Source organism: Bordetella petrii (genome assembly GCF_000067205.1).
GTDB lineage: Bacteria > Pseudomonadota > Gammaproteobacteria > Burkholderiales > Burkholderiaceae_B > Bordetella_A > Bordetella_A petrii.
The window spans coordinates 3604207-3630565 of record NC_010170.1 but is presented as its reverse complement, the minus strand read 5'-3'; the positions used below and the strand labels follow the sequence as shown (position 1 = coordinate 3630565).

At 67.2% G+C, this 26359-nt stretch carries 24 protein-coding genes and 1 tRNA gene; 15 read left to right on the top strand and 10 right to left on the bottom strand.

From position 1 onward, the window contains the following. Positions 1-135 precede the first annotated feature (135 nt). Complete coding sequence (locus tag BPET_RS17450) at positions 136-1017, top strand: LysR family transcriptional regulator (protein ID WP_041863045.1); 882 nt, start codon at positions 136-138, stop codon at positions 1015-1017. Positions 1018-1028: 11 nt separating this feature from the next. On the opposite strand, the gene BPET_RS17445 is transcribed toward BPET_RS17450, so the two are convergent. Together BPET_RS17445 and BPET_RS17440 are read right to left on the bottom strand one after the other, a co-directional pair. Beyond that, a complete protein-coding gene (locus BPET_RS17445; protein WP_012250337.1) occupies positions 1029-2270 on the bottom strand; it encodes a CaiB/BaiF CoA transferase family protein in 1242 nt (413 codons plus the stop codon). 22 nt (positions 2271-2292) lie between these two features. After that, a complete protein-coding gene (locus BPET_RS17440) occupies positions 2293-3264 on the bottom strand; it encodes a Bug family tripartite tricarboxylate transporter substrate binding protein (RefSeq protein WP_012250336.1) in 972 nt (323 codons plus the stop codon). Between the two features lie 168 nt (positions 3265-3432). Between BPET_RS17440 and BPET_RS17435 the strand changes: the two genes are divergently transcribed. From BPET_RS17435 to BPET_RS17405, 7 genes are all read left to right on the top strand, one after another. Continuing rightward, positions 3433-4209, top strand: a complete 777-nt coding sequence (locus BPET_RS17435) for an enoyl-CoA hydratase/isomerase family protein (protein ID WP_012250335.1) — start codon at positions 3433-3435, stop codon at positions 4207-4209. Continuing rightward, positions 4199-5824 carry an AMP-binding protein gene (locus tag BPET_RS17430; RefSeq protein WP_012250334.1) on the top strand — a complete coding sequence of 542 codons (1626 nt, stop codon included), beginning with the start codon at positions 4199-4201 and terminating at the stop codon, positions 5822-5824. Before BPET_RS17435 ends, BPET_RS17430 begins: the two co-directional genes overlap by 11 nt. After that, complete coding sequence (locus BPET_RS17425; protein ID WP_012250333.1) at positions 5821-6762, top strand: hydroxymethylglutaryl-CoA lyase; 942 nt, start codon at positions 5821-5823, stop codon at positions 6760-6762. The genes BPET_RS17430 and BPET_RS17425 overlap by 4 nt, the downstream gene beginning before the upstream one ends. A gap of 113 nt (positions 6763-6875) precedes the next feature. Further along, positions 6876-7418: a MarR family winged helix-turn-helix transcriptional regulator gene (locus BPET_RS17420; protein ID WP_050978255.1), complete on the top strand. Its 543-nt coding sequence runs from the start codon at positions 6876-6878 to the stop codon at positions 7416-7418. 140 nt (positions 7419-7558) lie between these two features. Further along, positions 7559-8293, top strand: a complete 735-nt coding sequence (locus BPET_RS17415) for an enoyl-CoA hydratase/isomerase family protein (protein ID WP_012250331.1) — start codon at positions 7559-7561, stop codon at positions 8291-8293. Further along, positions 8290-9486, top strand: a complete 1197-nt coding sequence (locus BPET_RS17410) for a CaiB/BaiF CoA transferase family protein (protein ID WP_012250330.1) — start codon at positions 8290-8292, stop codon at positions 9484-9486. Before BPET_RS17415 ends, BPET_RS17410 begins: the two co-directional genes overlap by 4 nt. Before the next feature lie 66 nt (positions 9487-9552). Then, positions 9553-10521: a tripartite tricarboxylate transporter substrate binding protein gene (locus BPET_RS17405; protein WP_012250329.1), complete on the top strand. Its 969-nt coding sequence runs from the start codon at positions 9553-9555 to the stop codon at positions 10519-10521. Between the two features lie 51 nt (positions 10522-10572). On the opposite strand, the gene BPET_RS17400 is transcribed toward BPET_RS17405, so the two are convergent. The 4 genes from BPET_RS17400 to BPET_RS17385 all read right to left on the bottom strand — a co-directional run bounded on the left by BPET_RS17400 (position 10573) and on the right by BPET_RS17385 (position 14105). Continuing rightward, positions 10573-11529, bottom strand: a complete 957-nt coding sequence (locus BPET_RS17400) for an NAD(P)H-dependent flavin oxidoreductase (RefSeq protein ID WP_012250328.1) — start codon at positions 11527-11529, stop codon at positions 10573-10575. 171 nt (positions 11530-11700) lie between these two features. Then, a complete protein-coding gene (locus BPET_RS17395; RefSeq protein ID WP_012250327.1) occupies positions 11701-12813 on the bottom strand; it encodes an alkene reductase in 1113 nt (370 codons plus the stop codon). A gap of 48 nt (positions 12814-12861) precedes the next feature. Continuing rightward, on the bottom strand, positions 12862-13158 hold the full coding sequence (locus tag BPET_RS17390) for an ArsR/SmtB family transcription factor (protein ID WP_012250326.1): 297 nt from the start codon (positions 13156-13158) through the stop codon (positions 12862-12864). Positions 13159-13298: 140 nt separating this feature from the next. Beyond that, positions 13299-14105 carry an AraC family transcriptional regulator gene (locus BPET_RS17385; RefSeq protein ID WP_041863044.1) on the bottom strand — a complete coding sequence of 269 codons (807 nt, stop codon included), beginning with the start codon at positions 14103-14105 and terminating at the stop codon, positions 13299-13301. Between the two features lie 128 nt (positions 14106-14233). On the opposite strand from BPET_RS17385, the gene BPET_RS17380 reads away from it, so the two are divergent. Together BPET_RS17380 and BPET_RS17375 are read left to right on the top strand one after the other, a co-directional pair. Further along, positions 14234-15505, top strand: a complete 1272-nt coding sequence (locus tag BPET_RS17380) for an MFS transporter (RefSeq protein ID WP_012250324.1) — start codon at positions 14234-14236, stop codon at positions 15503-15505. Positions 15506-15537: 32 nt separating this feature from the next. Next, positions 15538-15614: transfer RNA gene (locus BPET_RS17375), tRNA-Arg, on the top strand. Positions 15615-15745: 131 nt separating this feature from the next. Here BPET_RS17375 and BPET_RS17370 read toward each other — a convergent pair. Next, the gene (locus BPET_RS17370; protein ID WP_012250323.1) at positions 15746-16441 is read right to left on the bottom strand and encodes a GntR family transcriptional regulator; all 696 of its coding nucleotides are present in this window, start codon (positions 16439-16441) and stop codon (positions 15746-15748) included. Positions 16442-16580: 139 nt separating this feature from the next. On the opposite strand from BPET_RS17370, the gene BPET_RS17365 reads away from it, so the two are divergent. From BPET_RS17365 to BPET_RS17355, 3 genes are all read left to right on the top strand, one after another. Continuing rightward, the gene (locus BPET_RS17365) at positions 16581-17018 is read left to right on the top strand and encodes a carboxymuconolactone decarboxylase family protein (RefSeq protein ID WP_012250322.1); all 438 of its coding nucleotides are present in this window, start codon (positions 16581-16583) and stop codon (positions 17016-17018) included. Between the two features lie 9 nt (positions 17019-17027). Then, the gene (locus BPET_RS17360; RefSeq protein ID WP_012250321.1) at positions 17028-17888 is read left to right on the top strand and encodes an amidohydrolase family protein; all 861 of its coding nucleotides are present in this window, start codon (positions 17028-17030) and stop codon (positions 17886-17888) included. A gap of 65 nt (positions 17889-17953) precedes the next feature. Further along, the gene (locus BPET_RS17355; RefSeq protein WP_012250320.1) at positions 17954-18925 is read left to right on the top strand and encodes a Bug family tripartite tricarboxylate transporter substrate binding protein; all 972 of its coding nucleotides are present in this window, start codon (positions 17954-17956) and stop codon (positions 18923-18925) included. 45 nt (positions 18926-18970) lie between these two features. Here the strand turns inward: BPET_RS17355 and BPET_RS17350 are convergent, their stop codons facing one another. Together BPET_RS17350 and BPET_RS17345 are read right to left on the bottom strand one after the other, a co-directional pair. Continuing rightward, complete coding sequence (locus BPET_RS17350) at positions 18971-21025, bottom strand: TonB-dependent siderophore receptor (RefSeq protein ID WP_012250319.1); 2055 nt, start codon at positions 21023-21025, stop codon at positions 18971-18973. Between the two features lie 317 nt (positions 21026-21342). Next, positions 21343-21867 carry a MarR family winged helix-turn-helix transcriptional regulator gene (locus BPET_RS17345; protein WP_012250318.1) on the bottom strand — a complete coding sequence of 175 codons (525 nt, stop codon included), beginning with the start codon at positions 21865-21867 and terminating at the stop codon, positions 21343-21345. A 132-nt stretch (positions 21868-21999) separates the two neighbouring features. Here BPET_RS17345 and BPET_RS17340 point away from each other — a divergent pair, with 132 nt between their 5' ends. After that, positions 22000-22965: a Bug family tripartite tricarboxylate transporter substrate binding protein gene (locus BPET_RS17340; RefSeq protein ID WP_012250317.1), complete on the top strand. Its 966-nt coding sequence runs from the start codon at positions 22000-22002 to the stop codon at positions 22963-22965. A gap of 15 nt (positions 22966-22980) precedes the next feature. Further along, complete coding sequence (locus BPET_RS17335) at positions 22981-24549, top strand: sulfatase-like hydrolase/transferase (protein WP_012250316.1); 1569 nt, start codon at positions 22981-22983, stop codon at positions 24547-24549. A gap of 114 nt (positions 24550-24663) precedes the next feature. Here the strand turns inward: BPET_RS17335 and BPET_RS17330 are convergent, their stop codons facing one another. Continuing rightward, entirely contained in the window at positions 24664-26355 is a 1692-nt protein-coding gene (locus BPET_RS17330) for an AMP-binding protein (RefSeq protein WP_012250315.1), read from the bottom strand. Between the last annotated feature and the right edge of the window lie 4 nt (positions 26356-26359).

The window sequence follows — 26359 nt, the reverse complement described above, 5'->3', positions numbered from 1 at the left end:
GGGTTCAAGGTTCAGGGTTCAGGGGGCTGGGTCGGCCTGGCAAAACCCGGGCCGCGCATGCCGGCCAATATAGTGCTTGCGGTTTTTTTTGATAATTACCTAGAATTCAAAATATTATTTCGGAATTTCCGAAGAATGGTCCTCGAAAACCTCGCGCTATTCCTGCGCATCGCCGAAAAGGGCGGCATGGCGGCGGCGGGCCGCGAAATGGGGCTGTCGCCGGCCTCGGTGTCAGAGCGCCTGGCCGCCCTGGAAAAATACTACGGCGCCACCCTGTTGGCGCGCACCACGCGCGCCGTCAGCCTGACCGAGGCGGGGCGGCAGTTGGCAGAGGGCGCGCGGCGCCTGCTGGCCGAGGCGGACGAACTGGAGGCGAGCATCAGGCTGGGCACGCAGAAGATTTCCGGGCCGATCCGCTTCAGCGCGCCGGAAGACCTGGGCCGGCGCCGCATCGTGCCGATTGTCGACGCTTTTCTGGAGGAGCACGATGCGGTAAGCATCGACCTTAATCTTACCGATGGCAATGTCGACCTGGTGTCGCAGGGCCTGGATTTCGCCATACGCCACGGCGTGCTGGCCGATAGCTCGCTGCGGGCCAGGCCGCTGGGGGGAAACCGCCGGGTGGTGTGCGCTTCGCCCGCCTACCTGGCCGCGCACGGCGAACCCCGGCATCCCGACGAGCTGGCGGGGCACGATTGCATCGTCATGCGCTTCGGCCAGGAACTGGACCGCGAATGGCCGTTCCAGGTAGATGGCCGGCCGCACAAGGTACTGGTGCGCGGCCGCCGCGTGGCCAACGACGGAGGCCTGGTGCGCCAGTGGGCTTGCGAAGGACGCGGCATTGCATTGAAGTCGATCCGCGACATCGATGCCGACCTGGCATCGGGGGCGCTGGTCGAGGTGCTGGGCGGCTACGCGAGCAGCGCCACGGCGCTGCAGATAGTTTATGCGCCCAGCACGGTGCTGCCGCGGCGGGTGCGCATGCTGATGGACCGCATCGCGCTGGCGTTAGGCTAGGCGCGGCGTGATCAGTCCCGCGGCGCGCAGGCCTCGCCGCGTTCCAGCATGCCCTGGATGCGGGCTTCGTCGTAGCCCAGTTCACGCAGGATGTCGCGGGTCTGTTCTCCGATGCGCGGCGCATGATGGCGCAGCGACGGCACATAGCCTGTCATGGAAACCGGCACATTGATGTGCCTGACCGTGCCCTGGGTGGGGTGCCGCACCTGCTGCACCAGGCCGACGGCGCCCACGTGCGGGTCTTCGAGCAGGCTGTCGATGGTATGGCAGGGCATGGCGGGGATGTCGTGGCGGGCCAGCACGGCCTGCCAATGCGCGATGTCGTGCCGGGCGATCTCGTCGGCGCGGATCTGGAAGAACTCTCCGATGTGATCGATGCGGTTGATCGCCGTGTTGAAGCGCTTGTCGGCCTTCAGATCGGGCCGGCCCATGGCGTCGAACAGCGCCATGACCTGGGCATCGGTGTTGGTGGTGATGCAGATATAGCCGTCGCGGGTTTTCACCGGTCGAGCGTTGGGGTCGAGCAGGCGCCGGTCGCCGCTGCCGCCGATGGGCGGCTCGAAGGTCGCGCCGTACAGGTGCTCGCTGAGCAGCAGCGCCGCGTAGCTCTCGAACATGGGCACCTCGATCTGGCGCGCCTGGCGGCTGCGGCCCTGCGCCAGCAAGGCCACCAGGATGGCGTTGGCCACCATCAGCGCGGCGCTGCGGTCCACGACGACATACGGAACATAGCGCGGCGCGCCTTCGGTGGCGGCGAACAGGCTGGCCAGCCCGGTGCCACCCTGCAGGATGGAGTCGTACGCGGGCCGGTCGGCGTAGGGGCCGGCCGAGCCGAAGCCGACGATATTGCAATACACGATGTGCGGGTTCACGGCGCGCAACTCGTCGAAGCTGAGCCCCAGCTTGCGGATGGCCGAAGAGCGCATGTTGTGCACGAATACGTCGCAGCGGCGCGCCAGCTCCAGAGCGGTCTCGCGCGCGGCGGCGGTTTTCAGGTCGAGCGCGACGCTGCGTTTGTTGCGGTTCATATGCATGAACTTGCCCGACATGCCGGGCGTGGGCGAGCGGCCCGAGATCCAGCGGATGATGTCGCCGGACGGCTGCTCCAGCTTGGTCACTTCGGCGCCATAGTCGGCCAGTACCTGGGTCGCGTACGGGCCAACTACCGCGGAACTGAGATCGAGAATGCGCCAGCCGGCCAGGGGCAAGGCAGCGGCGGGGGTGGCGTCAGTAGCGGGAGCGGATTGAGTCATGCTGCGGGGCGGGAAAGCGGTGTCAGTCCAGGCGGATGCCGGTGGCGTCGATCAAGGCCTTGTACTGCCGGGTTTCGCGAGCAACCAGCGCAGCCAGGTCTTGCGGCGAGCCGCCCAACGCGATGTTGCCGCTTTGGCGGAAGCTGTCGAGCAGCTCGGGGTCTTGCAACGCCTGCGCCATGGCGGTGTTCAGCCGGCGCACGATGGCCGGGTCGACCTGGCGCGGGCCGAATACGGCAAACCAGTTGCTGGCTTCGAACCCAGGCATGCCGGCTTCGGCAAAAGTCGGCACCTGAGGCAGCATGGCTTCGCGGCGCGCGCCGGTGGTGCCGAAGCTGGCCGCTTTGCGCGTCTTGACCTGCCGCATGACGGTGGGCACCGAGTCGAACAGCAGGTCGATGGTGCCGCCCAGCAGGTCATTCAGCGCGCCAGCGGTGCCCTTGTAGGGCACGTGGCGCAATTCAATGCCGCTGCGCGCCAGGAACGACAGGGCCACCAGGTGGGTGTTGGAGCCCACGCCAGCCGACCCGATGGTCAACTTGCCGGGATGGGCGCGGGCGTAGGCGACGAGGTCGGGCAGAGTGGCCGCGGGCAGACCGGGACGGCCCAGCAGCACATAATCGAAGCGCGACACCGCGCCGATGGGCGTGAAATCGCCTACCGGGTCGTAGCCGACATCGCTGCGCAGGTAAGGGTTGATGACAAAGGCCGCGGCACTACCCAGCAGCAGCGTGTAGCCATCGGACGGCTCGGCCGCCACGGCGCGGGTGGCGATCATGCCGCCCGCGCCGGGACGGTTCTCGACCACCACGGTTTGCCCCAGTTGCTTGCCCAGCGCGCGCGCAAGGATGCGCGCCACCAGGTCGCTGCCGCCGCCGGGCGAGAACCCCACCACCAGCCGTATCGGGCGGTCGGGGTAGTTCTGGGCATGCGCGCATGGCAATACGGCGGCATGAAGACAAAGCACGATCAGCGCGCGGCGCAGCAGTTTCATGGGAGAGTGTCCGGAACATCCGGATCAGGAATATTGATTGATATGGTCAACTAAAAAGTTGATTTATGCAACTTTATGGCCGGCAGGTCGTGCCGCCAAATATAGTAGATTTAATCAACTAATTGCCGTATAGTGGGCTCCGGCAATTCCGCCAATGCAGGAGCCTGAATGAGCGCGGTATACGAAACCCTTGCCCTGGACTTCGACTCGCACGTCGCCACCCTGACGCTGAACCGGCCCGACAGCCGCAACGCGCTGAGCCTGCGCATGTGCCACGAACTGGTGGCCGCGCTGTCGTCGCTGGCCAATGATGAACGCGCCCGGGTCGTTGTGATCCGCGGCGCCGGCCCGGTGTTCTGTGCCGGCGCCGACTTGAAAGAGCGCAAGACCATGTCCGACCAGGACATGACGGCGCGCCGTGTGGCGGGCTTTGCCGCCTATGCCGCCATCGAGCGGCTGCCACAGCCGGCAATCGCGGTGGTGCATGGCGCGGCTTTTGGCTCGGGCTGCGAGATCGCCGCAGCCTGTGATTTCATCCTGGCCGCCGAAGGCACGCAGTTCTGCTACCCGGAAGTCGGTTGGGGCACTATTGGCGCCACCCAGCGGTTGCCCCGCGCGGTGGGACCGCGCATGGCCAAAGAGCTGCTGTTTACCGGCCGCAAGTTCGATGCGCGCGAGGCGCGTGAAATCGGCCTGGTGAATCACGTTTACGCCGCCGGCGAGCTCGATGCCCAGGCCGCCGCGATGGCCGCGCGCATCGCCCAGGCCACGCCGCTGACCGTGCGGCTGACCAAGCGCAGCGTCGACCAGGGCCTGGCCACCACGCGCGAAGGCGCCATGGCCATCGAGCTGCTGGCCATCGATGAAAACCTGCGCGGCACCGACTGGAAGGGCGCGCTGGCGGGGTTTGGCGGCAGCCGGGCGGGGGCGTCCGATGCTGCCTGAACCCACCACCCTGGCGCGCCGCCTGGCGCGCACCGTGGCCGAGCGCGGGCCGCATGAGGCCTTCGTGGGGCCCGACGGCCGCTATGGCTGGCAGGACATGGCCGCGCAGGCGCGCGCCGTTGCAGCGGCCTTGCATGCGCAGGGCGTGCGGCGCGGCGACCACGTGGGCGTCATGCTGGGCAACAGCGCGCTGTGGATACAAGTGTTCTACGCCTGCGCGAGCCTGGGCGCGGTCACGGTGCCGGTCAATACCCGGTTCAAGAGCGAAGAGCTGCGCTTTTGTCTGAAGCAGGCCGACATCAGCCTGTTGATCATGGCCGACGAGTTCCTTGGCATCGATTTCATGGGCTTGCTGCGCCAGGTGGAACCGGCCGTCGATACTGGCCTGCCGGGCGATGCGCTGCCGAAACTGCGCAAGGTAGTCGTGGCCGGGCGCCGGGTGCCTGCCGGCGCCCTGGGCTACGAGGGTTTCATCAGCCAGGGCGCCCTGGTGGATGGGGCTGAACTGGACGAAGCGGCCGGGCAGGTCGCGCCCGACGACGTGCTGCTTATCCAATACACCTCGGGCACGACGTCGTTTCCCAAAGGCGTGATGCTGACGCACGCCAATATGCTGACCAATGCCTGGGCGGCGGCCCAACGCATCGGCGTGACGCCGGACGACCGCTATTTCAGCATCCGGCCGTACTTCCACGTGGCGGGCACCACGCTGTCCATTCTGGTCAGCCTGGTGACGGGCTGCTGCCTGTTGACGCTGCCGCGCTTTGACGTGGGCGAGGCGCTGCGCATCCTGGACCGCGAGCGCTGCACCCTGACATCGGGCAACGACACCATCTTCCTGATGCTGATGGGTCATCCAGATTTTGACCCGGCGCGGCTGCACTTGCGCGGCGGCTGGGCGGCGGTGGGGCCGGAAGTCATGCAGAAGATCCGCGACGTGATGGGCGTGCCATCCATCTGTAATGCCTATGGGCAATCCGAGGCCTCGCCCAATGTGATCATGTCGGCCCACGATGATGATTTCGCCTTGCGGGCCATGGGCTGGGCGCTGCCGCACCCTGGCATGCAGGTGCGGGTGGTCGACCCGGGCACGGGCGCGCCGCTGCCACCGGGCCAGCGCGGCGAGATCCAGGCCAGGGGCTGGAGCATCATGAAGGGCTACTACAACATGCCCGATGCCACCGCGCGCGCGCTCAGCCCCGATGGCTGGCTCAGCACCGGCGACCTGGGCGAAATGGATGGCGATGGCCGGCTGCGCATGGTGGGGCGTCTGAAAGACATGTTCCGGGTGGGCGGCGAGAACGTCGCGCCCCTGGAAATCGAAGAAGTGCTGCACGCCCATCCCGCCGTGCAGCTGGCCCAGGTGGTGGGCGTGCCCGACGCGCGGCTGGGCGAAGTGCCGGCCGCCTTCGTGCTGCTGAAAGAAGGGCATCGCGCCCGGCCTGACGAACTGATTGCCTGGTGCAAAGAGCGCTGCGCCAATTTCAAGGTGCCGCGCTATCTCGACGTGGTCGATACCTTCGAGCACATCGGCATGACCGGCAGTTCGAAAGTGCAGAAGAACAAGCTGCGCGACTACGCCTTGCAGCGCTTCGGGCTGGAGTTGCAATCATGACGCGCGACGTGGTCCTGTGCGAGTGCTTCGCGCGCGACGGCCTGCAGCACGAAGCGCGGTTCATCGCCACGCCGGCCAAGGTCGGCCTCATACAGCGCTTTGCCGACCTGGGCTTCGATCGGGTCGAGGCGACGTCGTATTCCAACCCCAGTGTGGTGCCGCAGTTCGCCGACGCCAGTGAGTTGCTGGCCGGCCTGCCGAGGCGCGCGGGAGTCTGGTACAAGGCCACCTGCGCCAATGTGCGGGCGGTGGAGCGCGCCTTGCACGACCTCGATGCCGGCCATGGCGCCAATGAAATCAGCCTGCTGGTCTCGGCCAGCGAATCGCATTCGCTGCGCAACCTGAAGCGTTCCCGCCGCGACCAATGGGACAATATCGCCGCCATGGCGCGGCGCGCCGCGGGCCGCTTTCGCATGGTGGGCACGATTTCGGTGGCTTTCGGGTGTCCATTCGAGGGGGCAGTGGATGCCGCCCGCGTGCTGGACAACGCTCGCCGCTTTGCGGAGCTGGGCGTGGACCTGGTCACGCTGGGCGACACCACAGGCATGGCGTCGCCGCCAGCGGTGCGCAACCTGTACCGGACGCTGCAGCTGGAGTTTCCGCAAATGACGCTGGTGGCGCATTTTCACGATACGCGCGGCACGGGGCTGGTGAATTACGTGGCCGCGCTGGACGCGGGGGTGCGCTATTTCGACAGCGCCTTCGGCGGTGTGGGCGGGCATCCCGACAAGGTCAAGTACGGCGGCGGCCATACAGGTAATGTCGCCACCGAAGACCTGGTCAGCCTGTTCGAGTCGATGGGGGTGCGCACGGGACTGGACCTGGCCGGACTGCCGGCGGTGTCGCGGCTTTGCCAGGAGGCTCTGGGGCGCGAACTGCACAGCCGCGTGGCCGCGGCCGGCCTGAATCCCCTGCTTGGCCCGGGAGTGGCGCCATGAGGGGGCATCAGGGACGCCATCAGACACGCCCGCCGCCACACGGTTGTATATCATGTGCGCGTTTGCGCGCGGCCTGCCCGCCGCGCGCGCTTTCAGTCCGGAAACTAGACACCATGGCCACTCGACCCGCCCGCAAGACCGCCTCTGCCACCGCGCCGCGCGCCGTTCCGGCCGGTCTGAAAGACCTGTTCTCGTACCGGCTCAACCGGCTGGCGCATGTGTCCAGCCGCATTGCCGCCGGCCTGAACGAAACCCGCTACGGCGTGGGTCCGCGCGAATGGCGCATCATCGCGTTGCTGGGCGCCGCGGCGCCGATGTCGCTGAACGCGCTGGCGCGCGAATCGAACATCGACAAGAGCCAGGCCAGCCGCACCGTGTCGGAGCTGATCGAGAAGAAGCTGATCCGCCGCAGCGCCGACGCGGAAGACGGGCGCGGCATCAGTCTGGACCTGACCGCGGCGGGCCGGCGACTGTACCAAGAGATCTTCCCCGCGGCGGTCGCGCGCAACGAATCTCTGCTGGAAGTGCTGAGCGCGGCCGAGCGCGACACGATTGAGCGCGCGCTGGACAAGCTGACCGCGCGCGCGCTCGACATGTTCCATGACCTGAAAAGCGAAATCCCCACCCGACGCGGACGCAACGCCGACCCGCGCTAGAGGGCGCGCCCGCCCGCGTGGCATGGGCGCGCTCATATAGTTGATTTAAGCAATAGTTGATTTAAGTAATTAATAGGTCACCTCAATTAACAGGCTAATTAACAGGCGCCGGTTTGCGGACGCCTCGACCAGGAATCGCCATGACCGAACTGCAGATTGAAGACCAGGGTGCCGTGCGCCTGCTGCGCATGAATCGCCCGGAAAAGCACAACGCGCTGAACACGGCCCTGACGCAAGCCTTGCTGGATGCCCTGCATGACGCCGATCGTTCCGGCGCGGTGCGGGCCATTGTGCTGGCCGGCAACGGCAAATCGTTCTGCGCTGGCGCCGACACCCGGGAATTCTCCGGGCTGACCGCGCAGCATGGCGACGCGGTGCTGCAGCGCGCCGAGCTGACCACAGAGCTGCACCTGGCGTTCTCGCGCATTGGCAAGCCGGTGGTGTCGGCCGTGCAGGGCAACGCGCTGGGCGGCGGAGCGGGCCTGGCGCTGGCTTGCGACATGGCGGTCATGGCCGAGGACGTGCGCTTTGGCTACCCCGAACTGCGCCACGGCATCGTGGCGGCGGTGGTGATGGCCAACCTGGTGCGCCAGGTGGGCCGCAAGCATGCCTTCGAGCTGGTGGCCATGGCCGAGCCCATTGACGGCGCGCGGGCGCTGGCGCTGGGCCTGGCCAACCGTGTCGTGCCGGCGGACCGGGTGCTGGACAGCGCGCTGGAACTGGCGCGGCGCATGGCCGGCTGGGAGCCGGCCGCCATGAAACTGACCAAGCGTTCGTTTCACCGTTCGGCTGACCTGGCGCTGGCCGAGGCGCTGGCGGTGGGCCGCGACGCGAACACCATCATGCGCAGTTTCGGCAGCGGAGGCGGGCAATGAGACCGCTGGACGGCATCACCATTCTGGACTTGTCGCGCGTGCTGGCGTGCCCGTTCGCCTCGATGATCCTGGCCGAGCTGGGCGCCACCGTGATCAAGGTCGAGCAGCCGGGCGGCGGCGATGAAACGCGCGGTTTCGAACCACGCGTGCAGGGTCCCCACGGCGCCGAATCTGCCTATTACCTGGCGTTCAACCGCAGCAAGCAATCCATTACGGTGAACTTCCGGCATCCCGAAGGGCAGGCCCTGATCCGCCGCCTGGCCGAACAGGCCGACGTGGTGGTCGAGAATTTTCCTGTGGGCACCTTGCAGAAATACGGACTGGACCGCGAACACATCGCGCCCGGCAACCCCGGGCTGGTCTATTGCTCGTGCACGGGCTTCGGGCTCACTGGGCCGTATTCCGGGCGCAAGGGCTACGACACTGTGTTTCAGGCCATGGGCGGCATCATGAGCCTGACTGGCGAGCGCGGCGGCGGTCCGGTCAAGCCCGGCCTGCCGGTGGCCGACCTGACCTCGGGGCTGTGGGTGGCCATAGGCATCCTGGCCGCGCTGATGGGGCGCGAGCGTGGCGGCGGCGGATGCCACTTGGATTTTTCGATGCTGGATGGGCAGGTGGGACTGCTTTCGCTCGCGGCCGCGCGTTACTTCGCCCTGGGCGAAGTGCCCCCACGTCTGGGCACCGAGCATCCAGGGCGGGTGCCGTCGGCTGCGTTCGAGTGCCGCGATGGCAAATGGGTGCAGATCACCGGGAGCGACCAGCACTGGAAACCCCTGTGCGAACTGCTGGGCCTGGCGCACTGGCGCGACGATCCGGCGCTGGCGCGCAACGCCGATCGCGTGGCGCGGCGCGACGAAGTCATGCAAGGCCTGCAGGCCGCCATCCGCCGGTTCGAGCGCGACGAGCTGTGCGCGCGCTGCGATGCGGCCGGCGTGCCGGCCGGGCCGATCTTGTCGGTGGACGAGATATTGGCCGATGCCCACGTGCGCGCGCGGGGCATGGTGGGGGAATACGAGCATCCCCAGTTGGGGCGGTTCGGGGCCGTACCGGTGCCGTTCAAGTTCGACGGCTACGACGACCCCAGCCTGGGCCGGCCGCCGCTGCTGGGAGAGCACACGCGGCAAGTGCTGGTTGAACGCCTGGGTCTGGACGACCAGGCAATAGCGCAGTTGCGCGAACAAGGCGCGATATGACACGCGCCGGGGCCGCGCCGGCTCCGGCGCGCCGCATTTCAGCAAAAACAATCCAGGAGACACGACATGCAAGCGATCAGTAAATTCATGGTGGCCGCCGCGGCTGCCGCGTTGTGCGCGACCGCGCTGGCGGCGCAGCCGTACCCCTCCCAGCCGATCACGCTGGTCAATCCTTATGCCGCGGGCGGGCCGGCCGACACGCTGGGCCGCGCCCTGGCGCGCGAACTGGAAAAGCAGTTGGGCCAGCCCGTCGTGGTGGAAAACAAGGCTGGCGGCGGCGCGTCCATTGGCACGCAGATCGTGGCGCGCGCCAAGCCCGACGGTTATACGCTGCTGCTGGGCACCGCGGCGGCCCATATCGTTACGCCGCTGATGCAGCACACGTCGTACGACGGCGTGAAGGATTTCCGTTTTATCGGCATCGTGGGCAACCAGCCCAACATGCTGGTGGTGAATCCCAAGCTGGGCGTCAAATCGGTGGGCGAACTGATCGCGCTGGCGCGCAAGCAGCCCGGCAAGTTGAACTACGGGTCGGCGGGGCCGGGCAGCTCGCCCCATCTGGGCGCAGAGCTGTTCCGGCAGCGCGCCGATATCGATCTGGTGCATATCCCCTACAAGGGCGCGGCGCCGGCCATCAATGACCTGGTGGGCGGGCAGGTGGACATGGCCGTGCTGAACCTGGCGGCCAGCCTGCAGTTCATCAAGGACAACCGGCTGGTGGCGCTGGCGTACGCCGCCAAAGAGCGTTCGCCGCTGCTGCCGGACGTGCCCACGTTGGCGCAGGCGGGCATCGACGGGGCCGAGTCGGCGTCGTGGTACAGCCTGGCCGCGCCGGCGGGCACGCCCGATGCGATCATCGACCGGCTGAACAAAGCCGTCAATGCCGTCAACCAGGACCCGGCCTACAGCAAGCAGATGGCCTCGCAGGGCGTGGAGCTGTGGAGCATGACGCCGCAGCAGGCGCTCGATTTTGTGCGCAAAGACCAGCAGGTGCTGACCGGACTGGTGAAGGGCGCGGGGCTGGTCAAGCAGTAGGGCGGGCGGGCCGGCCCTGCCGGCCCCTCGCGGTATTCCTCGGGCCGCCCCTCAGGCGGCCAGCAGGCTCGATCCGCGCGACAGGGCCTGGCGCGCGTCGCGCACCAGTTCGGCGACGACCTCGCCGGCCGGCTGCAGGGCGTCGACCAACCCGGCGCTCTGGCCGGCTTCCACCTTGCCCTGGTCGACGTCGCCGTCTTTGGCCGCCAGCTTCAGCGAGCGCGCGGCGAACAGGCTGTCGAGGTCGGCATCGGCTGCGCCGGCCCGTTCCGCGGCCGCGTACTCGCGCGCAAAGGCATTGCGCAGCATGCGCACCGGCGAGCGGCCCCGCCCGACCAGCGTGGTGTCGGCCACGCCGGCCGCCAGCACGACCTGCTTGTAGGCGGGATGCAGCCCGGCTTCCGGGGTAAGCAGGAAGCGGGTACCCAACTGCGCGCCATCGGCCCCCAGGCACAGCGCCGCGGCCACGCCCGCGCCATCGGCAATGCCGCCAGCGATGGCGAACGGAATATCGATCGCGCGCGCCACGGCGCGCGCCAGCACCAGTGTGCCGATTTCGTCGGGCCCGGGGTGCCCGCCGGCTTCCAGGCCCGCCGCAATGACCGCATCCACGCCGGCCGCCTGCGCCTTCTGGGCATGCAGCGGGCTGGCCACCACCTGCAGCCATTTGATGCCTGCGTCGCGCGCGCGGGCCAGGTGCTTCTGCGGGCCACCCTGCGACGCGATGATGACGGGCACGCGCTCGGCTATGGCGATGTCCATGTGCTCTTGCGCGCGCTTGTTGTATAGCGGAATGTTGACCGCGAACGGCGCGTCGGTGCCGGCCCGCACCGCCTGGATAGCCGCCAGCAGGTCTTGCGGGTACATGGGGCCGGACGCGATGGTGCCCAGGCCGCCGGCGCGCGATACCGCCAGGGCCAGCGCGGCGTTCGACGATGCCCAACTCATGCCCCCCTGAATGATGGGACAGCGCAGGCCGAGCAGACGGGTCAGGCGGGTATGGAGCATGTTGGCAGGAATGGAGATTGGCGATCGAGGCTGCCATTCTTGCCGATATTGTTGATTTTCGCAACTAAATGGGCGGACGCCCGACTGTCTCGCTTTGCCGGGCGTACTGAAAGGCGCCCGGCAGAGCGCTCGGCAAGAGCCCCGCGCCCCAGCCGGCTCGCTATCGCAAGTTCAGGTCAGCGCCGGATAGTCGATATAGCCCTGGGCGCCGCCGCCGTAGAACGTGGCCTTGTCCGGCTCGTTCAGCGGCGCCTGTTCGCGCAGGCGGCGCACGAGATCGGGGTTGGCGATGAAGGGCTTGCCGAAGGCGACCAGGTCGGCCTGGCCGGTTTCGATGGCGCGTCCGGCCAGCGCGGCGTCGTAGTTGTTGTTGGCCATCCACGCGCCCCGGCCGCCGGCCTGGTGGTAGGCCTCGCGCAGCGCGGCGTAGTCGAACGGTTGATCGCCTTGCTGGAAGTCGCGCGGGCCACCGGTGGCGCCCTCAATGACATGCACGTAGGCGAGTCCGTAGCCCGCCAGCTTGCGCACTACGTAGTCGAACAGCGGCTGGGGTTGCGGATCGCTGGCGTCGTTGGCGGGCGTGACGGGCGAGATGCGGATGCCGGTGCGGCCCGCGCCGATCTCGCCGGTCACCGCGTCCATGACCTGTACCAGCAGGCGGGCGCGGTTCTCGATGCTGCCGCCGTAGCCGTCCGTGCGCTGGTTGCTGCCCGAGCGCAGGAACTGGTCGATCAGGTAGCCGTTGGCGGCATGGACTTCCACGCCGTCGAAGCCGACTTCGACGGCCGCGCGCGCGGCGCGGCGGTAGTCTTCAACGATGCCGGGCAGCTCGTCCAGCCGCAGCGCGCGCGGTTCGGACGTAGGCACGAATTCGCCCGAGCCGTCGGGGCGCACCAGGTAGGTCTTGGAATTGGCGCGCACCGCCGAGGGCGCCACCGGCGCGCCATTGCCGGGCTGCAGCGACGTGTGCGAAATGCGCCCCACGTGCCACAGTTGCACCACGATCTTGCCGCCGGCCGCGTGCACCGAGTCGACCACGCGCTTCCAGCCAGCCAGTTGCTCGGCCGAGTACAGGCCGGGCACCTGGGCATAGCCCTGGCCCTGATGGGTGATGGCGGTGGCTTCGGTAATGATCAGCCCGGCGCTGGCGCGCTGCGTGTAGTACGTGGCCATCATTTCGGTGGGCACGGCGTTGGGGGCGCGGTTGCGGGTAAGCGGCGCCATGACGACGCGATTGGATAGTTGCAGGTCGCCGGCGGCGATGGGGTCGAATAAAGTGGGCATGGTGAAGGCTGGTGTAGGGAAGAAAAGGGAGGGGCCGGCAGTGCCGGGTCACACGAGTTCCTGGCCGAGGGAACGCAGAAACGCCGAGATGGTGTCTTCGTTGCGCTTGTAGAAAATCCACTGGCCGATGCGGCGCGTTGTGACGAGTTCGGCGCGCTGCAGCACGGCCAGGTGCGTGGACATGGTCGATTGCGACAACCCGCAGCGCTCGAACTGCCCGGCGCACACCCCGACTTCCAGCGGGTGCTCCTGGGTCGAGAAGTGCTTTTCGGGCTCTTTGAGCCATTGCAGGATGTCGCGGCGCACCGGGTTGGCGAGTGCCTTGATGATCAGGTCGATGTCCATGTAGGCGTCTATAAATCGAGTTTTCTCGAATTATATATCTATAAATCTAGATATATAAATATACGGCTTGCCCATACTTGGGCGGTGGGAATCACCGCAGCAGGAAAAGCGCGGTTCGGTGCGGCAGGGCCGCCGCCCGCTCAGCTGCCGTTGTGCAAGTAAGCCTGCGGCGGCGAGCCGAGCGCGCGGCGGAACATCGCGCTGAACGCGCTGGGACTACGGTAACCCAGCTCCGCCGCCACCCGAGCCACTGGCTGTCCCAGCGACAGGCGGTGCAGCGCCTCCGCCAGCCGTACTTGCTGCACCCATTGGCGGTAGTTCAGGCCCACCTCGGCCTGGAACAGGCGAATCAGGGTGCGGCCGCTGGCGCCCACTTCGTCGCCCCAGTCGTCTACGGTGCGCGCCAGGCCAGGCTGGGCCAGGATGGCCCGACAGACCGTCTGCAAGCGGCGGTCTTGCGGCCAGGGGATCCGGATGGGAATGACCGGCGCGGCCTTGAGTTCGGTGAGCAGCAGCGTGGCGATCTGCCCGCCGCGGCCCTCCAGCGCGTATTCGATGGGCTCGGCCGTCAGGGCCAGAATCAGTTCGCGCAGCAGGCCCGACACCTCGACCACCTGGCAGCGATCCCATAGCGAATTCGCCGCGTTCGCGTGCACATACAGCGTGCGCATCGACACCTTGCCCACCATCTGGATGCCGTGCACCGTGCCGGGCGGCACCCATAGCGCGCGCAGCGAGGGCAGGGTCCAGAAGCCGTCGGGCGTGCTGACGCGCATCACGCCTTCGATGGCGTACACCAGTTGACCGCGCGGATGACTGTGCGGGCCAGTGGTCTCGCTGGGCACGAAATCCTTGGCCAACGCCGTGACCAGGCGCGGCACGTGTTGGTAGTCTTCGGCCTGGCGGCTGCGGGTGGGGTCGGCGGGCGCGACGGGACGGCGGGGCATGGCGGTGCTTATGTCAGTTTGGCGACGAAAGTTGGCACTTCTGCGCATCCGGGACTTTATACACTGATTGCTTCGCGCGCCGCGGCCCGCGCCTGTCCGGGTGCCGCTTCGATCTCCGCTGCCACGCCATGACTTCCACGACTTCCGCCGGTTCCGCGCCGGCTGCTTCACCCTCTACCGCCTACAAGGTGTTGGGCGCCATCAGTGTGGCCCACATGATGAACGACATGATCCAGTCGATCTTGTTGGCCATCTACCCCATGCTGAAAGATTCGTTCAACCTCAGTTTCGCCCAGGTCGGCCTGATCACGCTGACCTACCAGATTGCGGCGTCGCTGCTGCAACCCTGCATCGGCCTGTACACCGACAAGCGGCCCACCACGTACTCGCTGCCAATAGGCATGGGCTTCACGCTGGTGGGCCTGCTGCTGCTGGCGTTCGCGCCGTCGCTGCCGTACTTGCTGGTGGCCGCCGCGCTGGTGGGCACCGGGTCGTCGGTGTTCCACCCGGAGTCGTCGCGCGTGGCCCGCATGGCCTCGGGCGGGCGGCATGGCCTGGCGCAGTCGCTGTTCCAGGTGGGCGGCAATGTCGGGTCGGCGCTGGGGCCGCTGCTGGCGGCGCTGTTCATCATTCCGCACGGGCAGGGCAGCGTGGCCTGGTTCTCGCTGGCGGCGCTGTTCGGCATTGTGGTCCTGGTGGGCATCGGCCGCTGGTACGGCGCCAACCGCGCGCTGCTCAAGCCCCGCGCCCGCGCGGCGGGCGACGCCGCCGCGCCAGGCCGCGCCAAGGTAATGTGGGCCTTGGGCATCCTGGGCGTGCTGATCTTTTCCAAGTACTTTTACCTGGCCAGCCTGAACAGTTACTTCACTTTCTACTTAATGGACAAGTTCGACCTGTCGGTGCGGTCGGCGCAGCTGTATTTGTTCTTGTTCCTGGCGGCGGTGGCGTTCGGCACCGTGGCGGGCGGGCCGGTGGGCGACCGCATCGGGCGCAAGATCGTGATCTGGGCGTCCATCCTGGGCGTGGCGCCGTTCACGCTGCTGTTGCCGCATGCCAACCTGTTCTGGACCGGCGTGCTGGTGGTGGTGATCGGGATCGTGCTGGCGTCGGCGTTTTCGGCCATCGTGGTGTATGCGCAGGAGCTGGTGCCCGGCAAGGTGGGCATGATCGCCGGCCTGTTCTTCGGCTTTGCGTTCGGCATGGGCGGCCTGGGCGCCGCGGCCCTGGGCAAACTGGCCGACATGACCAGCATTGCCTACGTGTACCAGGTGTGCGCCTATCTGCCGCTGCTGGGCGTGGTGGCCTTTCTGCTGCCCGACATCGAACGCAAGACGCCCCGGGCGTCCGGGCTGGTGCTGAGCCCGCAAACAGGGAGCGCCGAAATCAGGCTGGACAAATAACAAATTTCCGCTATAATTTCGCCTCTTTACCAGCGCCCGTAGCTCAGTTGGATAGAGTACTTGGCTACGAACCAAGGGGTCGTGGGTTCGAATCCTGCCGGGCGCGCCAAATTTTAAAAGGGTCTCCATTGCGAGGCCCTTTTTCTTTGCTGCTGCCGCCCCCCGTAATTCTTGAATATCAATAACTTATTGAATTTTGAGGGGCTGGGTTGAGAGGAGCCTTCGGGGAAATGAGCCGGGTCAGTCGGCGGCCGGCCCGGCCAGCTCAGTCATGATGTTGCGCCCGGTGCGTTCCAGGTGGCGGGTAAGAATCTGCGCGGCGCGCTCGGCGTCGCGCGCCATGGCGGCTTCGAAAATGGCCTGGTGCTCGGCCGGCACATTGGCGTCGGGCGCATGGCGCGCCAGGAAAAGGCGGCGGTAACGATCGCTCAAGTCGTGCAGGCTGCCGCAAAAGCGCAGCAGCAGCGGCATGCCGCAGGCCGCGAACAAGGTCAGGTGGAAGGCCCGGTGGGCTTTTTCCCAGCCTTCGGCGCGCTGCCCGTCGCTTTCCAGGCGATGCAGCCGGTGGTAGGCCGCCACCAGGGCGTCTTCCCAGGCGTCATCGCCGCGCCGCAGCGATTCTTGCAACGCCGTGGTTTCGAGCTGGGTGCGCAGCACCGTGACTTCGCGCAGGTTTTCGGCTGACACCGGCGTGACCTGATAGCCGCGCTGGTCGGTGATCTGCACCAGGTCTTCCGCGGCCAGGCGTGTCAGGGCTTCGCGCAGCGGACTCAGGCTGACGTCGTAGGTGCGGCGCAGCTCGTCCAGACGCAGGCGCGCGCCGGGCGGGTAGGTGCCATCGAGGATGGCGGCCCGGATCTGGATAGCGACCGAGGCCGTCAGTGACGGGCTGGCCGCGGTTTTGGGCGCGGCGGAGGAAGCCGGGGCATTTTTCATGCGGGCTATTGTAGCGCCCTGGCACGATAATCGATTCGAAGTAATAAAATCGATTTTTTATTGACTTTGCTTCGGGGTTCGTCAACCATATGCCTGCCGCGCTGCATTCCGCCGGCGCCACTTGCAGAAGGAGCCCCGCATGTCCGCATCCCGCATCGATGCCAGTGTTGTTGCCCAGGCCGTCGGCGCGCCGCGCGACGCTGCCGCGCTGCAACGCCAGGCCGACAGCTATCGCCAGTTGCTGGGCTACCTGCCGCCGCGGGTCGAGGCGCGTTTGTTGGTGACGGGCGCGCTCGATCCCGCCCTGGTGGAAATGCAGGAACAGGTACGCGCCCATGCAATGAACCCCGCGTGCTTCGACACCAAGACGGCGCAATTGATGATCTTCGGCATGCTAATGGCAGAGCTCAGCGATGCCGCGCTCATCCATGGCATTGCGGCACGCCGCGCCGGCGCAAGCTGGGAAGAGATGCAGGCCGTGGTCAGCATGGCGTATCTGTTTCGCGGCGTGTCGGCGGCGAACCGGGGCGCCGATGTGCTGGCCCGCATCGCCGAACGCGAAGCGCAAGCGAGCTAGGGCGCCGCCATGCATGCCTGCCCCGGTCCCGACCGCAACACCCGCGCGCCGCGCTTTCGCATGCCCGCCGGCGCCTGCGATTGCCATGCGCACATCTTCGGCCCGCAAGCGCGGTTTCCCTATTCGCCGCAGCGCAGCTACACGCCGCAAGACTGCACGGTAGAAGACTATGTGCAACTGCTGGCCACGCTGGGCATCGAGCGCGCCGTCATCGTGCATGGCGGCGCGCACGGCACCGACAATGCCGCCACGCTGGATGCGCTGGAGCGCATGGGCGCGCGGGCGCGCGGCGTGGCGGTGATGCCGCCGGGACGCCCCCTGGCCGAGCGCCGGCGCATGCACGCGCTGGGCATGCGCGGCTATCGCCTGTCTACCGTGGTGGGCGGCGGCGTGGGATTCGACCAGCTGGAGCCCCTGGCGGCCGAAGCGCAAGAGCTCGGCTGGCATCTGGTGCTGCATTTCAAGCATGCGAACGAACTGGTGGAGCTGTTGCCGCGCCTGCTGGCGCTGCGAGTGGACATCGTGCTGGACCACATGGCGCGCATCCGCGGCGACGAAGGCGTGGACAGCGCCCCGTTCGCGGCCTTGGCCCGGCTAATGGACACGGGGCGCGCCTGGGCAAAGCTGGCCAGTCTTTATCGCTTGTCGTCGCAGCCCTATCCGCATGCCGACATGCTGCCCATGATCCACCGCGTGGCCGCGCATTGGCCCGATCGCATCATCTGGGGCAGCAACTGGCCGCATCCCATTTGCGACGTGCCTATGCCCAACGACGGGGATCTGGTCGACCTGATTCCCCTGTGGGTGCCCGACCCTTCCACACAACACAAACTGCTGGTCGACAACCCGGCGAGGCTGTACGGATTCTGAACCAGGCCCGCGCAGACGGGCCGCGCGATAACAACACAACGACCTAGAACCACGGAGACAAGACCATGTTCAAGAAAGCCTTGCGCGTGCTGGCCGGCGCCGCGCTGGCGGGCCTGCTGCCCGTCGCGGCGGCGCAGGCCGCCTATCCCGAGCGCGCCATCACCATCGTCGTGCCGTTCCCGGCAGGCGGCACCACCGACGTCGTGGCGCGCGTGCTGGCGGACAAGCTGTCGGGCATATTCAAGCAGTCGGTCATCGTCGAGAACCGGCAGGGCGCGGGAGGCAACATCGGCGCGGCCTATGTGGCGCGCGCCAAGGCCGATGGCTACACCTTGCTGGTGTCCAGCGCCGGCCCGCTCAGCATCAACCAGCAGCTGTATGCGAATCCCGGCTATGACCCGGCGCGCGATTTCGCGCCGGTGTCGCTGCTGGCGTCGGTGCCTATCATGCTGGCGGCCAACCCCCAGGCGCCCTACACATCGGTGGCTGAGCTGATCGCGTACGCGAAACAACATCCGGGCAGTATTGCGTACGGCTCGCAGGGTAGCGGCACGACCAGTCACCTGACCATGGAACTGCTCAAGCTGGAGGCCGGCATCGACCTGCAGCACATTCCTTATCGCGGCAGCGCGCCGGCCGCCACCGACCTGATCGGCGGCCAGATTCAGGTCATGTTCGACAACTCGCCCACCACGTATCCGCAGGTGCGCGCAGGCGCCATGCGCGCCCTGGGCGTGGCGTCGGCTCAGCGCATCGCCAGCATGAAAGACATTCCAGCCATCGCCGAGACCGTGCCCGGCTTCGAGTCGGAAGCGTGGTTCGGCCTGGTGGCGCCCGCCGGCACGCCCGAGGACGTGGTGCGCGACCTGAATGCCGCGGTCCGCCAGGTGCTGGCAGACCCCGCGGTGATCAAGCGTTTCGACGAAGTGGGCGTGCGGTTGGTGGGCGACACGCCGCAGGCGTTCGGCCAGTTCATCCAGGCCGAAATGGCGAAGTGGGGCAAGATCATCCAGGCCACGGGCCTGCGACTGGGGTAAGCCAAAAGGGTTGGCAGGCCCGGGCAAGCCCGGGCCTGCCCCCGGTCAAAACCGGTACGCCGCGCTCAGCGTCACGGTGCGGCGCTGGCCGTAGAAGCAGTCGCCGCGCCGCAGGCACGTGACCTCGTAGGTCTTGTCGGCGATGTTGTTCACGTTCAGCGCGTAGCGCCAGGTACCGCTGTCGTAGGCCAGCATGGCGTCGAACAGCGTGACCGAGGGCGTCTCGGGGGCGCCGCCGTCGGTGAAGGCGCCCAGGTAGCGCACGCCGGCGCCGGCCGAAAAGCCGTTGAGGCCGGCCAGGGCGAAGCGGTACTTGGTCCACAACGAGGCCATGTGCTTGGGCACGCCTTCCAGCGCCGGGTCGATGTCGGTGTAGATGTAGTTGGCGATCACGTCCACCTGCTTGGTCACGCGGCCGCGCAATTCCAGTTCCACGCCCTTGGTCTTGGTCTTGCCGGTCTGGACCTGGTTGTTGGGATTGGTGGGGTCGGGCACCTGGCGGTTTTTCTCGCGCAGGTCGTAGATGGCCGCCGAGGCTTCCAGGTCGCTGTCGGGCGGCATGTACTTCAGGCCCAGTTCCCATTGTTTGCCGCGCATGGGTTTCCAGCGGTTACTGTGCACATCCGTACCCGCGATGGGCGTGAACGATTCGCTGTAGCTGATATAGGGCGACAAGCCGTTATCGGCTGCGTACAGCAGGCCGAAGCGCTTGGTGGTGGCGTTGTCGGTTTCACGGTCGCTACCCTCGACGTCGGTCTGGGCGCGGTCGTGGCGTATGCCGGCCAGGAAGATCCAGTTGCGGTAGCGGATCTGGTCCTGCGCATAGAAACCCAATTGTTGCTGCTTGGTCTTGGGGGTGTCGGCGGTTTCGTAGTCGGGGATGTTGCCGTAGACCGGATGGTACACATTCAGCGGGCTGCCCAGGCCGGAACCCTCTTCGCCGGTCTCGCGGTAGCGGCTGTAGTCGGCGCCGAATAGCACCGTATGCTCGGTGGCGCCCCAGTTCAGCTTGCCTTCCAGGTTCTGGTCGGCCAGCAGCGTGCGCATGCGCGGCTTGTGGACGTACCAGTAGCGGTTGAGCGTGGTTTGCGCGGGGTCGAGATAAGGATCTTCGGGGTTCGAATACGAGTCCGGATACATCGACTTGTAGTCGACCTTGCTGATGGTGTTGCGGAAATTCTGGCGCACGGTCCAGCGGTCGTTGAACTTGTGTTCGAACAGCCAGCCCAGGCTGAACTGCTCGGTGTCGTAGGCATCGAAGCCCGGTTCGCTGACGAAGCGGCGGGTGGGAACCTGGCCGTTGGGGTTGTAGCTGACCGAGCCGTTCCATGGCAGGAACGACTGGGTGGTGCCGGCCTTGTCTTTCTGGAAATAACCCTGCAGGGTAAGCGACGTGGCGGCGCTGGGTTGCCACGTCAGCGACGGGGCGAGCATCAGGCGGTCGTCGGGCGCGTACTGCACCTGCGTGCCGCTGTCGCGGGCCACGGCCACGACGCGATATAGCCACTGGCCGTCTTCGGTCAGCGGCCCGGTCAGGTCGGCCTGGATTTCCTTGCGGTTGTGGTTGCCCAGGATGACGCCGATTTCACGTTGCGCCTCGGGCTGCGGGCGCTTGCTGACCAGGTTCAGCACGCCGCCGGTGCTGCCTTGCCCATACAGCATGGACGAGGGGCCGCGCAGCACTTCGACGCGCTCCAGCGCATAGACCTCGGTGCGCGGGTTGTTGTAGCTGAAGAACTGGCGCAGGCCGTCCAGGTATTGCACGGGCTCCACGCCGCGCACGCGCACGTAGTCGGCCCGGTTGTCCACGCCATAGGCGTTGGGGCGCACGCCCGCCGCGTAGTTCATCGTGTCCTGCACGTTTTGCGCGCCCTGGTCCACGATCTGTTCGCGCGGAATCACCGTGATGGCTTGCGGTGTTTCGCGCAGCGCCGTGTCGGTCTTGGTGCCGGTGGCGCTGCGCCGCGCCACATAGCCTGTGACCGGGCCGGTGGCGGTTTCCTGGCTGCCGGTAACACGCACGGCGGGCAGGGTGGCGGCGTTGTCGGCCGAGGTCTCCTGGGCCCAGGCCCCAGGGGTGGCCAGGCCGGCGGCCAGCATGGCCAGGGTCAGGGCCGGCGCCTTGCGGGCCGGCGGGGTGCGCAAACGAGCTTTCAAGTGGAATCCCCATAAAAAGAAAACAGATTCGTTTCTAGTATCAAGAATAATAATGATTCTTGATAAGTTTTGGGATTATAGAAGATAGCGCGGGCGGTCGACATATTGTTGCGTGGGCGGCACAGGCGCCCAGTATCTGGGTCCGCGGGTTTGCAGGCGGCAGGCACCGGGCGGGGCGGCGTGGCCGCTAGCTGCTGCGGTGTCTGACACCCTTCGGGAGTCAGACACCTGCCTGGGGCGTGCCTGTCTGCCTGATTAGGTCAGGCCGGCGGCGGACGCCGCGTGCCGCCTTGCCGGCGGCTGGCCTTGTCGGCCACGACGTTCTCAGTGGCCATGCGCGCCCCGCGCTGCGCCACGATCTGCAGCAGGCGCAGCAACTGTTGCCCTTCGACCGGGGTCAGGTCGGCCATCAGCAGTTCGTTCAGGCGGGCGATTTCCGGCAGCATGGCCTCGTACAGGGCGCGCCCCGACTCGGTTGCCATCACGTTGGTGATGCGTTTGTCGTGCGTGTCGCGCACCCGGGCAGTCCAGCCTTTCTCGCACAGCGTGCCCAGGGCGCGCGACGTGCGCACCAGGTCCAGCCTGGCCGTGGCCGCCAATTCGGCCGAGGTCAGCGGGCCATATTCCACCGCCGCGGCCAGCAGCCGCCACTCGCGCCGGGTGATGCCGAAGCGGCCTTCGCACAGCCGCACGAACACGGGGCTGGCCTGCGACCAGGCCTGGTACAGGCAATACATGGGCATTTCCGCCAGGTGGACGGGAGGCTGCGCGGGCACAGAGGACATCGAAGGGCTCCTACCGGGACTTTTTGCGTTTGTTTATGCCGATATTGGATTAGATCAAGAAAACCCTTCGTTGCTACAGTGCTTTAGCCTAGACAGCAACTCATCAAAAAACGGCAAAACAGGAGAGAAGACATGATCAAACGGATGCTATGCGCCGCGCTGGCGGCATGTGCGCTGGCCGGCACGGCCTGGGCGGCCGAGCCGTTGAGCGGCCCCTTGACCATCGTGGTGGGCTATCCGCCCGGCGGCAGTTCGGACCGCATCGCCCGGCTGGTGGCCGAGCGCCTGAAAGACCGGGTCGGGGTGTCTGTCATCGTCGAGAACAAGACTGGGGCGGGCGGCCGCATTTCGGCGCAACTGGTGCGCAATGCCGACGCGAACCAGAACGTGCTGCTGCTGGGCAATCCCGCCGTGATGGTGGTGGCCCCGCTGGTTTATGCCGACCCCGGCTACGACGCCAAGCGCGATTTCAAGCCGGTGTCGCTGGTCAGCAGCTACAAGTTCGCGCTGGCGGTGTCCGCCGAGTCGCCCATGAAAGACATGCAGGCGCTGCGGGCCTGGCTGAAACAGAACCCCGACCGCTTCACCGTGGGCGTGCCGGCCACCGGCAGCCTGCCGCACTTTTTTGCGCTGATGCTGGGCAACGAGATCGGCCAGCAGGCCGAGGTGGTGGGGTACCGCGGCTCGGCGCCGCTGATCAGCGAGCTGGTGGGCGGTATTCTGCCGCAGGCGATCGACACGCTGGACACCCTGCTGCCCCAGCACCAGGGCGGGCGCGTGCGCATCCTGGCGACATCGGGCACTGCGCGCGAAGCAGAGCTGGCGGACGTGCCCACCTTCCGCGAGTCGGGCATCGACCTGGCGGCAGATGGCTGGAACGCATTCTTCGCGCCAGCCGCCATGCCGCAGGACAAGGTCGAGCGCCTGGCCCGCGACATCGCCGATGTGATGCGCGATCCGGGCATGCAGCAGGCGGTTCGCGCCGCCAATCTCGAGCCAGTATCGGCCGATGCGGCGCAGACCGCGCAGGCGCTGGAAGCCTATCGCAAACAGTGGGAGCCGGTGGTGCGCGCATCCGGCTTCAAGGCAACCCAGTAGCGGAGCGGACACCCCATGAGCAAGATCCAGAATGTGCTGTTCATCATGGCCGACCAGTTGCGGGCCGACCATCTGGGCTGCTATGGGCATCCGTACCTGCGCACGCCCAACCTGGATGCGCTGGCCGCGCGCGGCGTGCGCTTCGAACGGGCCTTTGTGAACTCGGGCGTGTGCGGGCCGTCGCGCATGAGCTATTACACCGGGCGCTATCCGTCCAGCCACGGCACTACGTGGAACCGCGTGCCCCTGTCGGTGGGCGAGGTGACGCTGGGCGAATACCTGGCGGGCCGCGAGCGCGACCTGGTGCTGATCGGCAAAAGCCACGTCATACCTGACCAGGCCGGCATGCAGCGGCTGGCGATCGACGGCGGCTCGGAACTGGGCGCCTTGCTGGCGCGCGGCAGCTTCCGCGAGGCCGACCGCTACGATGGCCACCACGAACCGGGCGATGAAAGCGGCTACCCCGCCTTCCTGCGGCGCCACGGGTACGACTCGCCCGACCCATGGTCGGATTATGTGATTTCGGCGGTGGACGCGAGCGGGCAGGTGGTCAGCGGTTGGCACATGCGCAATGCCCATTTGCCCGCGCGGGTCAGCGAGCCGCATTCGGAAACCGCCTACACCACTGACTGCGCGCTCGACTTCATGCGCAAGCGCGGCTCGCAGCCCTGGACGTTGCACCTGAGCTATGTGAAGCCGCACTGGCCCTACATGGCGCCCGACCCCTACCACCGCATGTATAGCACCGACCAGTGCCTGCCGGTGGTGCGCAATGAGCAGGAGCTGGCCGGCGCGCATCCGGTGCTGCAGGCCTATCGCCAGCACGAAGAAAGCCAGAGCTTCGCGCGCGACGAATGCGTGCGCACCGTGCGGCCCGCCTACCAGGGGCTGATCACGCAGCTGGATACCCACCTGGGCCGGCTGTTCGACTACATGGAAGGCGCCGGGCTGATGCGCAACACGCTGGTGGTGTTCACGTCCGACCATGGCGACTTCCTGGGTGACCACTGGCTGGGCGAGAAAGAGCTGTTCTACGACACTGTGCAACGGGTGCCGCTGATCGTCATGGACCCAAGCGCGGCGGCCGACGCCACGCGCGGCCAGGTGCGCCGGCAACTGGTGGAAGGCGTGGACATCGCGCCGACGATCCTGCAGGCGCTGGACGTGCCGCAGGCCGGCCACCGGCTCGAGGGCCGCGCCCTGCAGCCGTTGCTGCACGGCGAAGCGCAGGACACGCCATGGCGCGAGGCGGCGGTGTCCGAGCTGGACTACAGTTTCCGCCAGGCGCGGATCGCGCTGGGCAAGACGCCGCAGCAATGCCGCGCGTGGTCGGTGCGCACCGAGCGGTGGCGCTACGTGTATTGGCGCGACGAGCCCGAGCAGCTGTTCGACCTGCGGGACGATCCGCACGAGTTCCAGGACCTGGGCGCCAGCGCGTCCCACGCAGCGGTGCGCGCCGAGTTGCGGCAGCACTTGCTGGATTGGTCGCTGCGCGCCAAGCGGCGCACCACCATGTCCGACGAGCAGGTCGAGCGGTCGACCAATGCCCACAAGCGTGCGGGTATTTATTTCGGGCAGTGGTGAGAGTTGGCGCGGTGCTCAGGTGTCTGACACCCCGCAGGGTGTCAGACACCGTATGGCCAAGATCGTGCGGCCAGACAGGCGTCGCGCTGGCGGTGTCTGACTCCCCGCGGGGTGTCAGACACCTGGTGGGCTGGCGCTTCCAGCAGCCGGAGGCGTTCTCAATTCCCGCCGCAATATCTTGCCCACCGGCGTGCGCGGCAGGTCGTCGCGGAATTCCACGTGGCGGGGCACTTTGTAGCCGGTCAGGTGCTGGCGGCAGTGGGCAATGAGGGTGGCCGCATCCAGGCCGGGGTCGCGGCGAATGACGAACAGCTTCACCGCTTCGCCGGAGCGTTCGTCGGGCACGCCGATGGCCGCCACTTCGCGCACGCCGGGGTGCAGGGCGGCGACATCTTCGATCTCGTTGGGATAGACGTTGAAACCCGACACCAGGATCAGGTCTTTCTTGCGGTCTACCAGGTATACATAGCCGCGTTCGTCGACGTAGCCCATGTCGCCGGTGCGCAGGAAGCCGTCGGAATGAAAGACCAGCGCGGTTTCGTCGGGCCGGTTCCAGTATCCAGGCATCACCTGGGGGCCGCGCACGCAGAGCTCGCCGGTCTCTCCCAGCGGCAGTTCGCGCCCGTCGTCGTCGCGCACAGACAAGTCGGTGGATGGCACGGGCAGGCCGATCGAGCCGGTGAAGGTCTCGACATCCAGCGGGTTGATGGTGACCGCCGGCGCGGTTTCGGTCAGGCCGTAGGCTTGCGCCAGCGCCACGCCGGTGACTTCGCGCCAGCGCTGCGCGACGGCGCGCTGTACCGCCATGCCGCCGCCCAGCGTCAGTCGCAGCCGGGAAAAATCCAGGCTGGCGAATTCAGGATGATTGAGCAGGCCGTTGAACAGCGTGTTCACGCCCGTGATGGCGCTGAAGGGCGTCTTGCGCAAGGCGCGTATGAAAGCCTTCAGGTCGCGCGGGTCGGCGATCAGCAGGTTGCGCGCGCCCAGTTTCAGGAAGGTGAGGCAATTGGCGGTCAGGGCGAACACATGATAAAGCGGCAGCGCCGTCACCACGCATTCTTCGCCTTCGCGCACCAGGCCGCGCACCCATGCATGCGCCTGGCACAGGTTGGCCAGCATGTTGCCGTGCGTCAGCACCGCGGCCTTGGCCACGCCGGTCGTGCCGCCGGTGTACTGCAGGAAGGCAGGGTCGGCGCGCGTCAGCCGCGGCGCCTGTAGCGGCAGGCCATGGCCCGCGGCCAGCGCGCTGCGCAGCCGCGTGGCGCCGGGCAGCGACCAGCCCGGCACCTTGCGCTTGACGTGCCGCACCGCGAAATCGACGACGCGGCCTTTCAGCGGGCCGAGCAGTTCCCCTACCGAGGTCACCACGATGTGCCGCAGCGCCGTGCGTGGCAAGGCTTGTTGCAGCGTGTGGGCGAAGTTTTCGGCGATGACGATGGCCTGCGCGCCGGAGTCGCCCAGCTGGTGGGCCAGCTCGTGCGCGGTGTAGAGGGGATTGCAGCTGACGACGGCGCAGCCCGCGCGCAGGGCGCCGAACAGGCACACCGGGTATTGCAGCAGGTTGGGCAGCATCAGCGCCACCCGGTCGCCCTGGCGCAAGCCGCGCGACTGCAGCCAGGCGGCGAAGTCGCGCGACAAGCGATCCAGTTGCGCATAGGTGAGCGTGACGCCCATGCTGGTGTACGCCGGCCGGTCGGCGAAGCGCCGGCAACTGTCGTCCAGGACGTCCAGCAGCGACGGGTAGGGCGAAATATCGATCTCGGCGGGAACGCCGGGGGGATAACTGTCGAGCCAGATGCGTTTCATGACA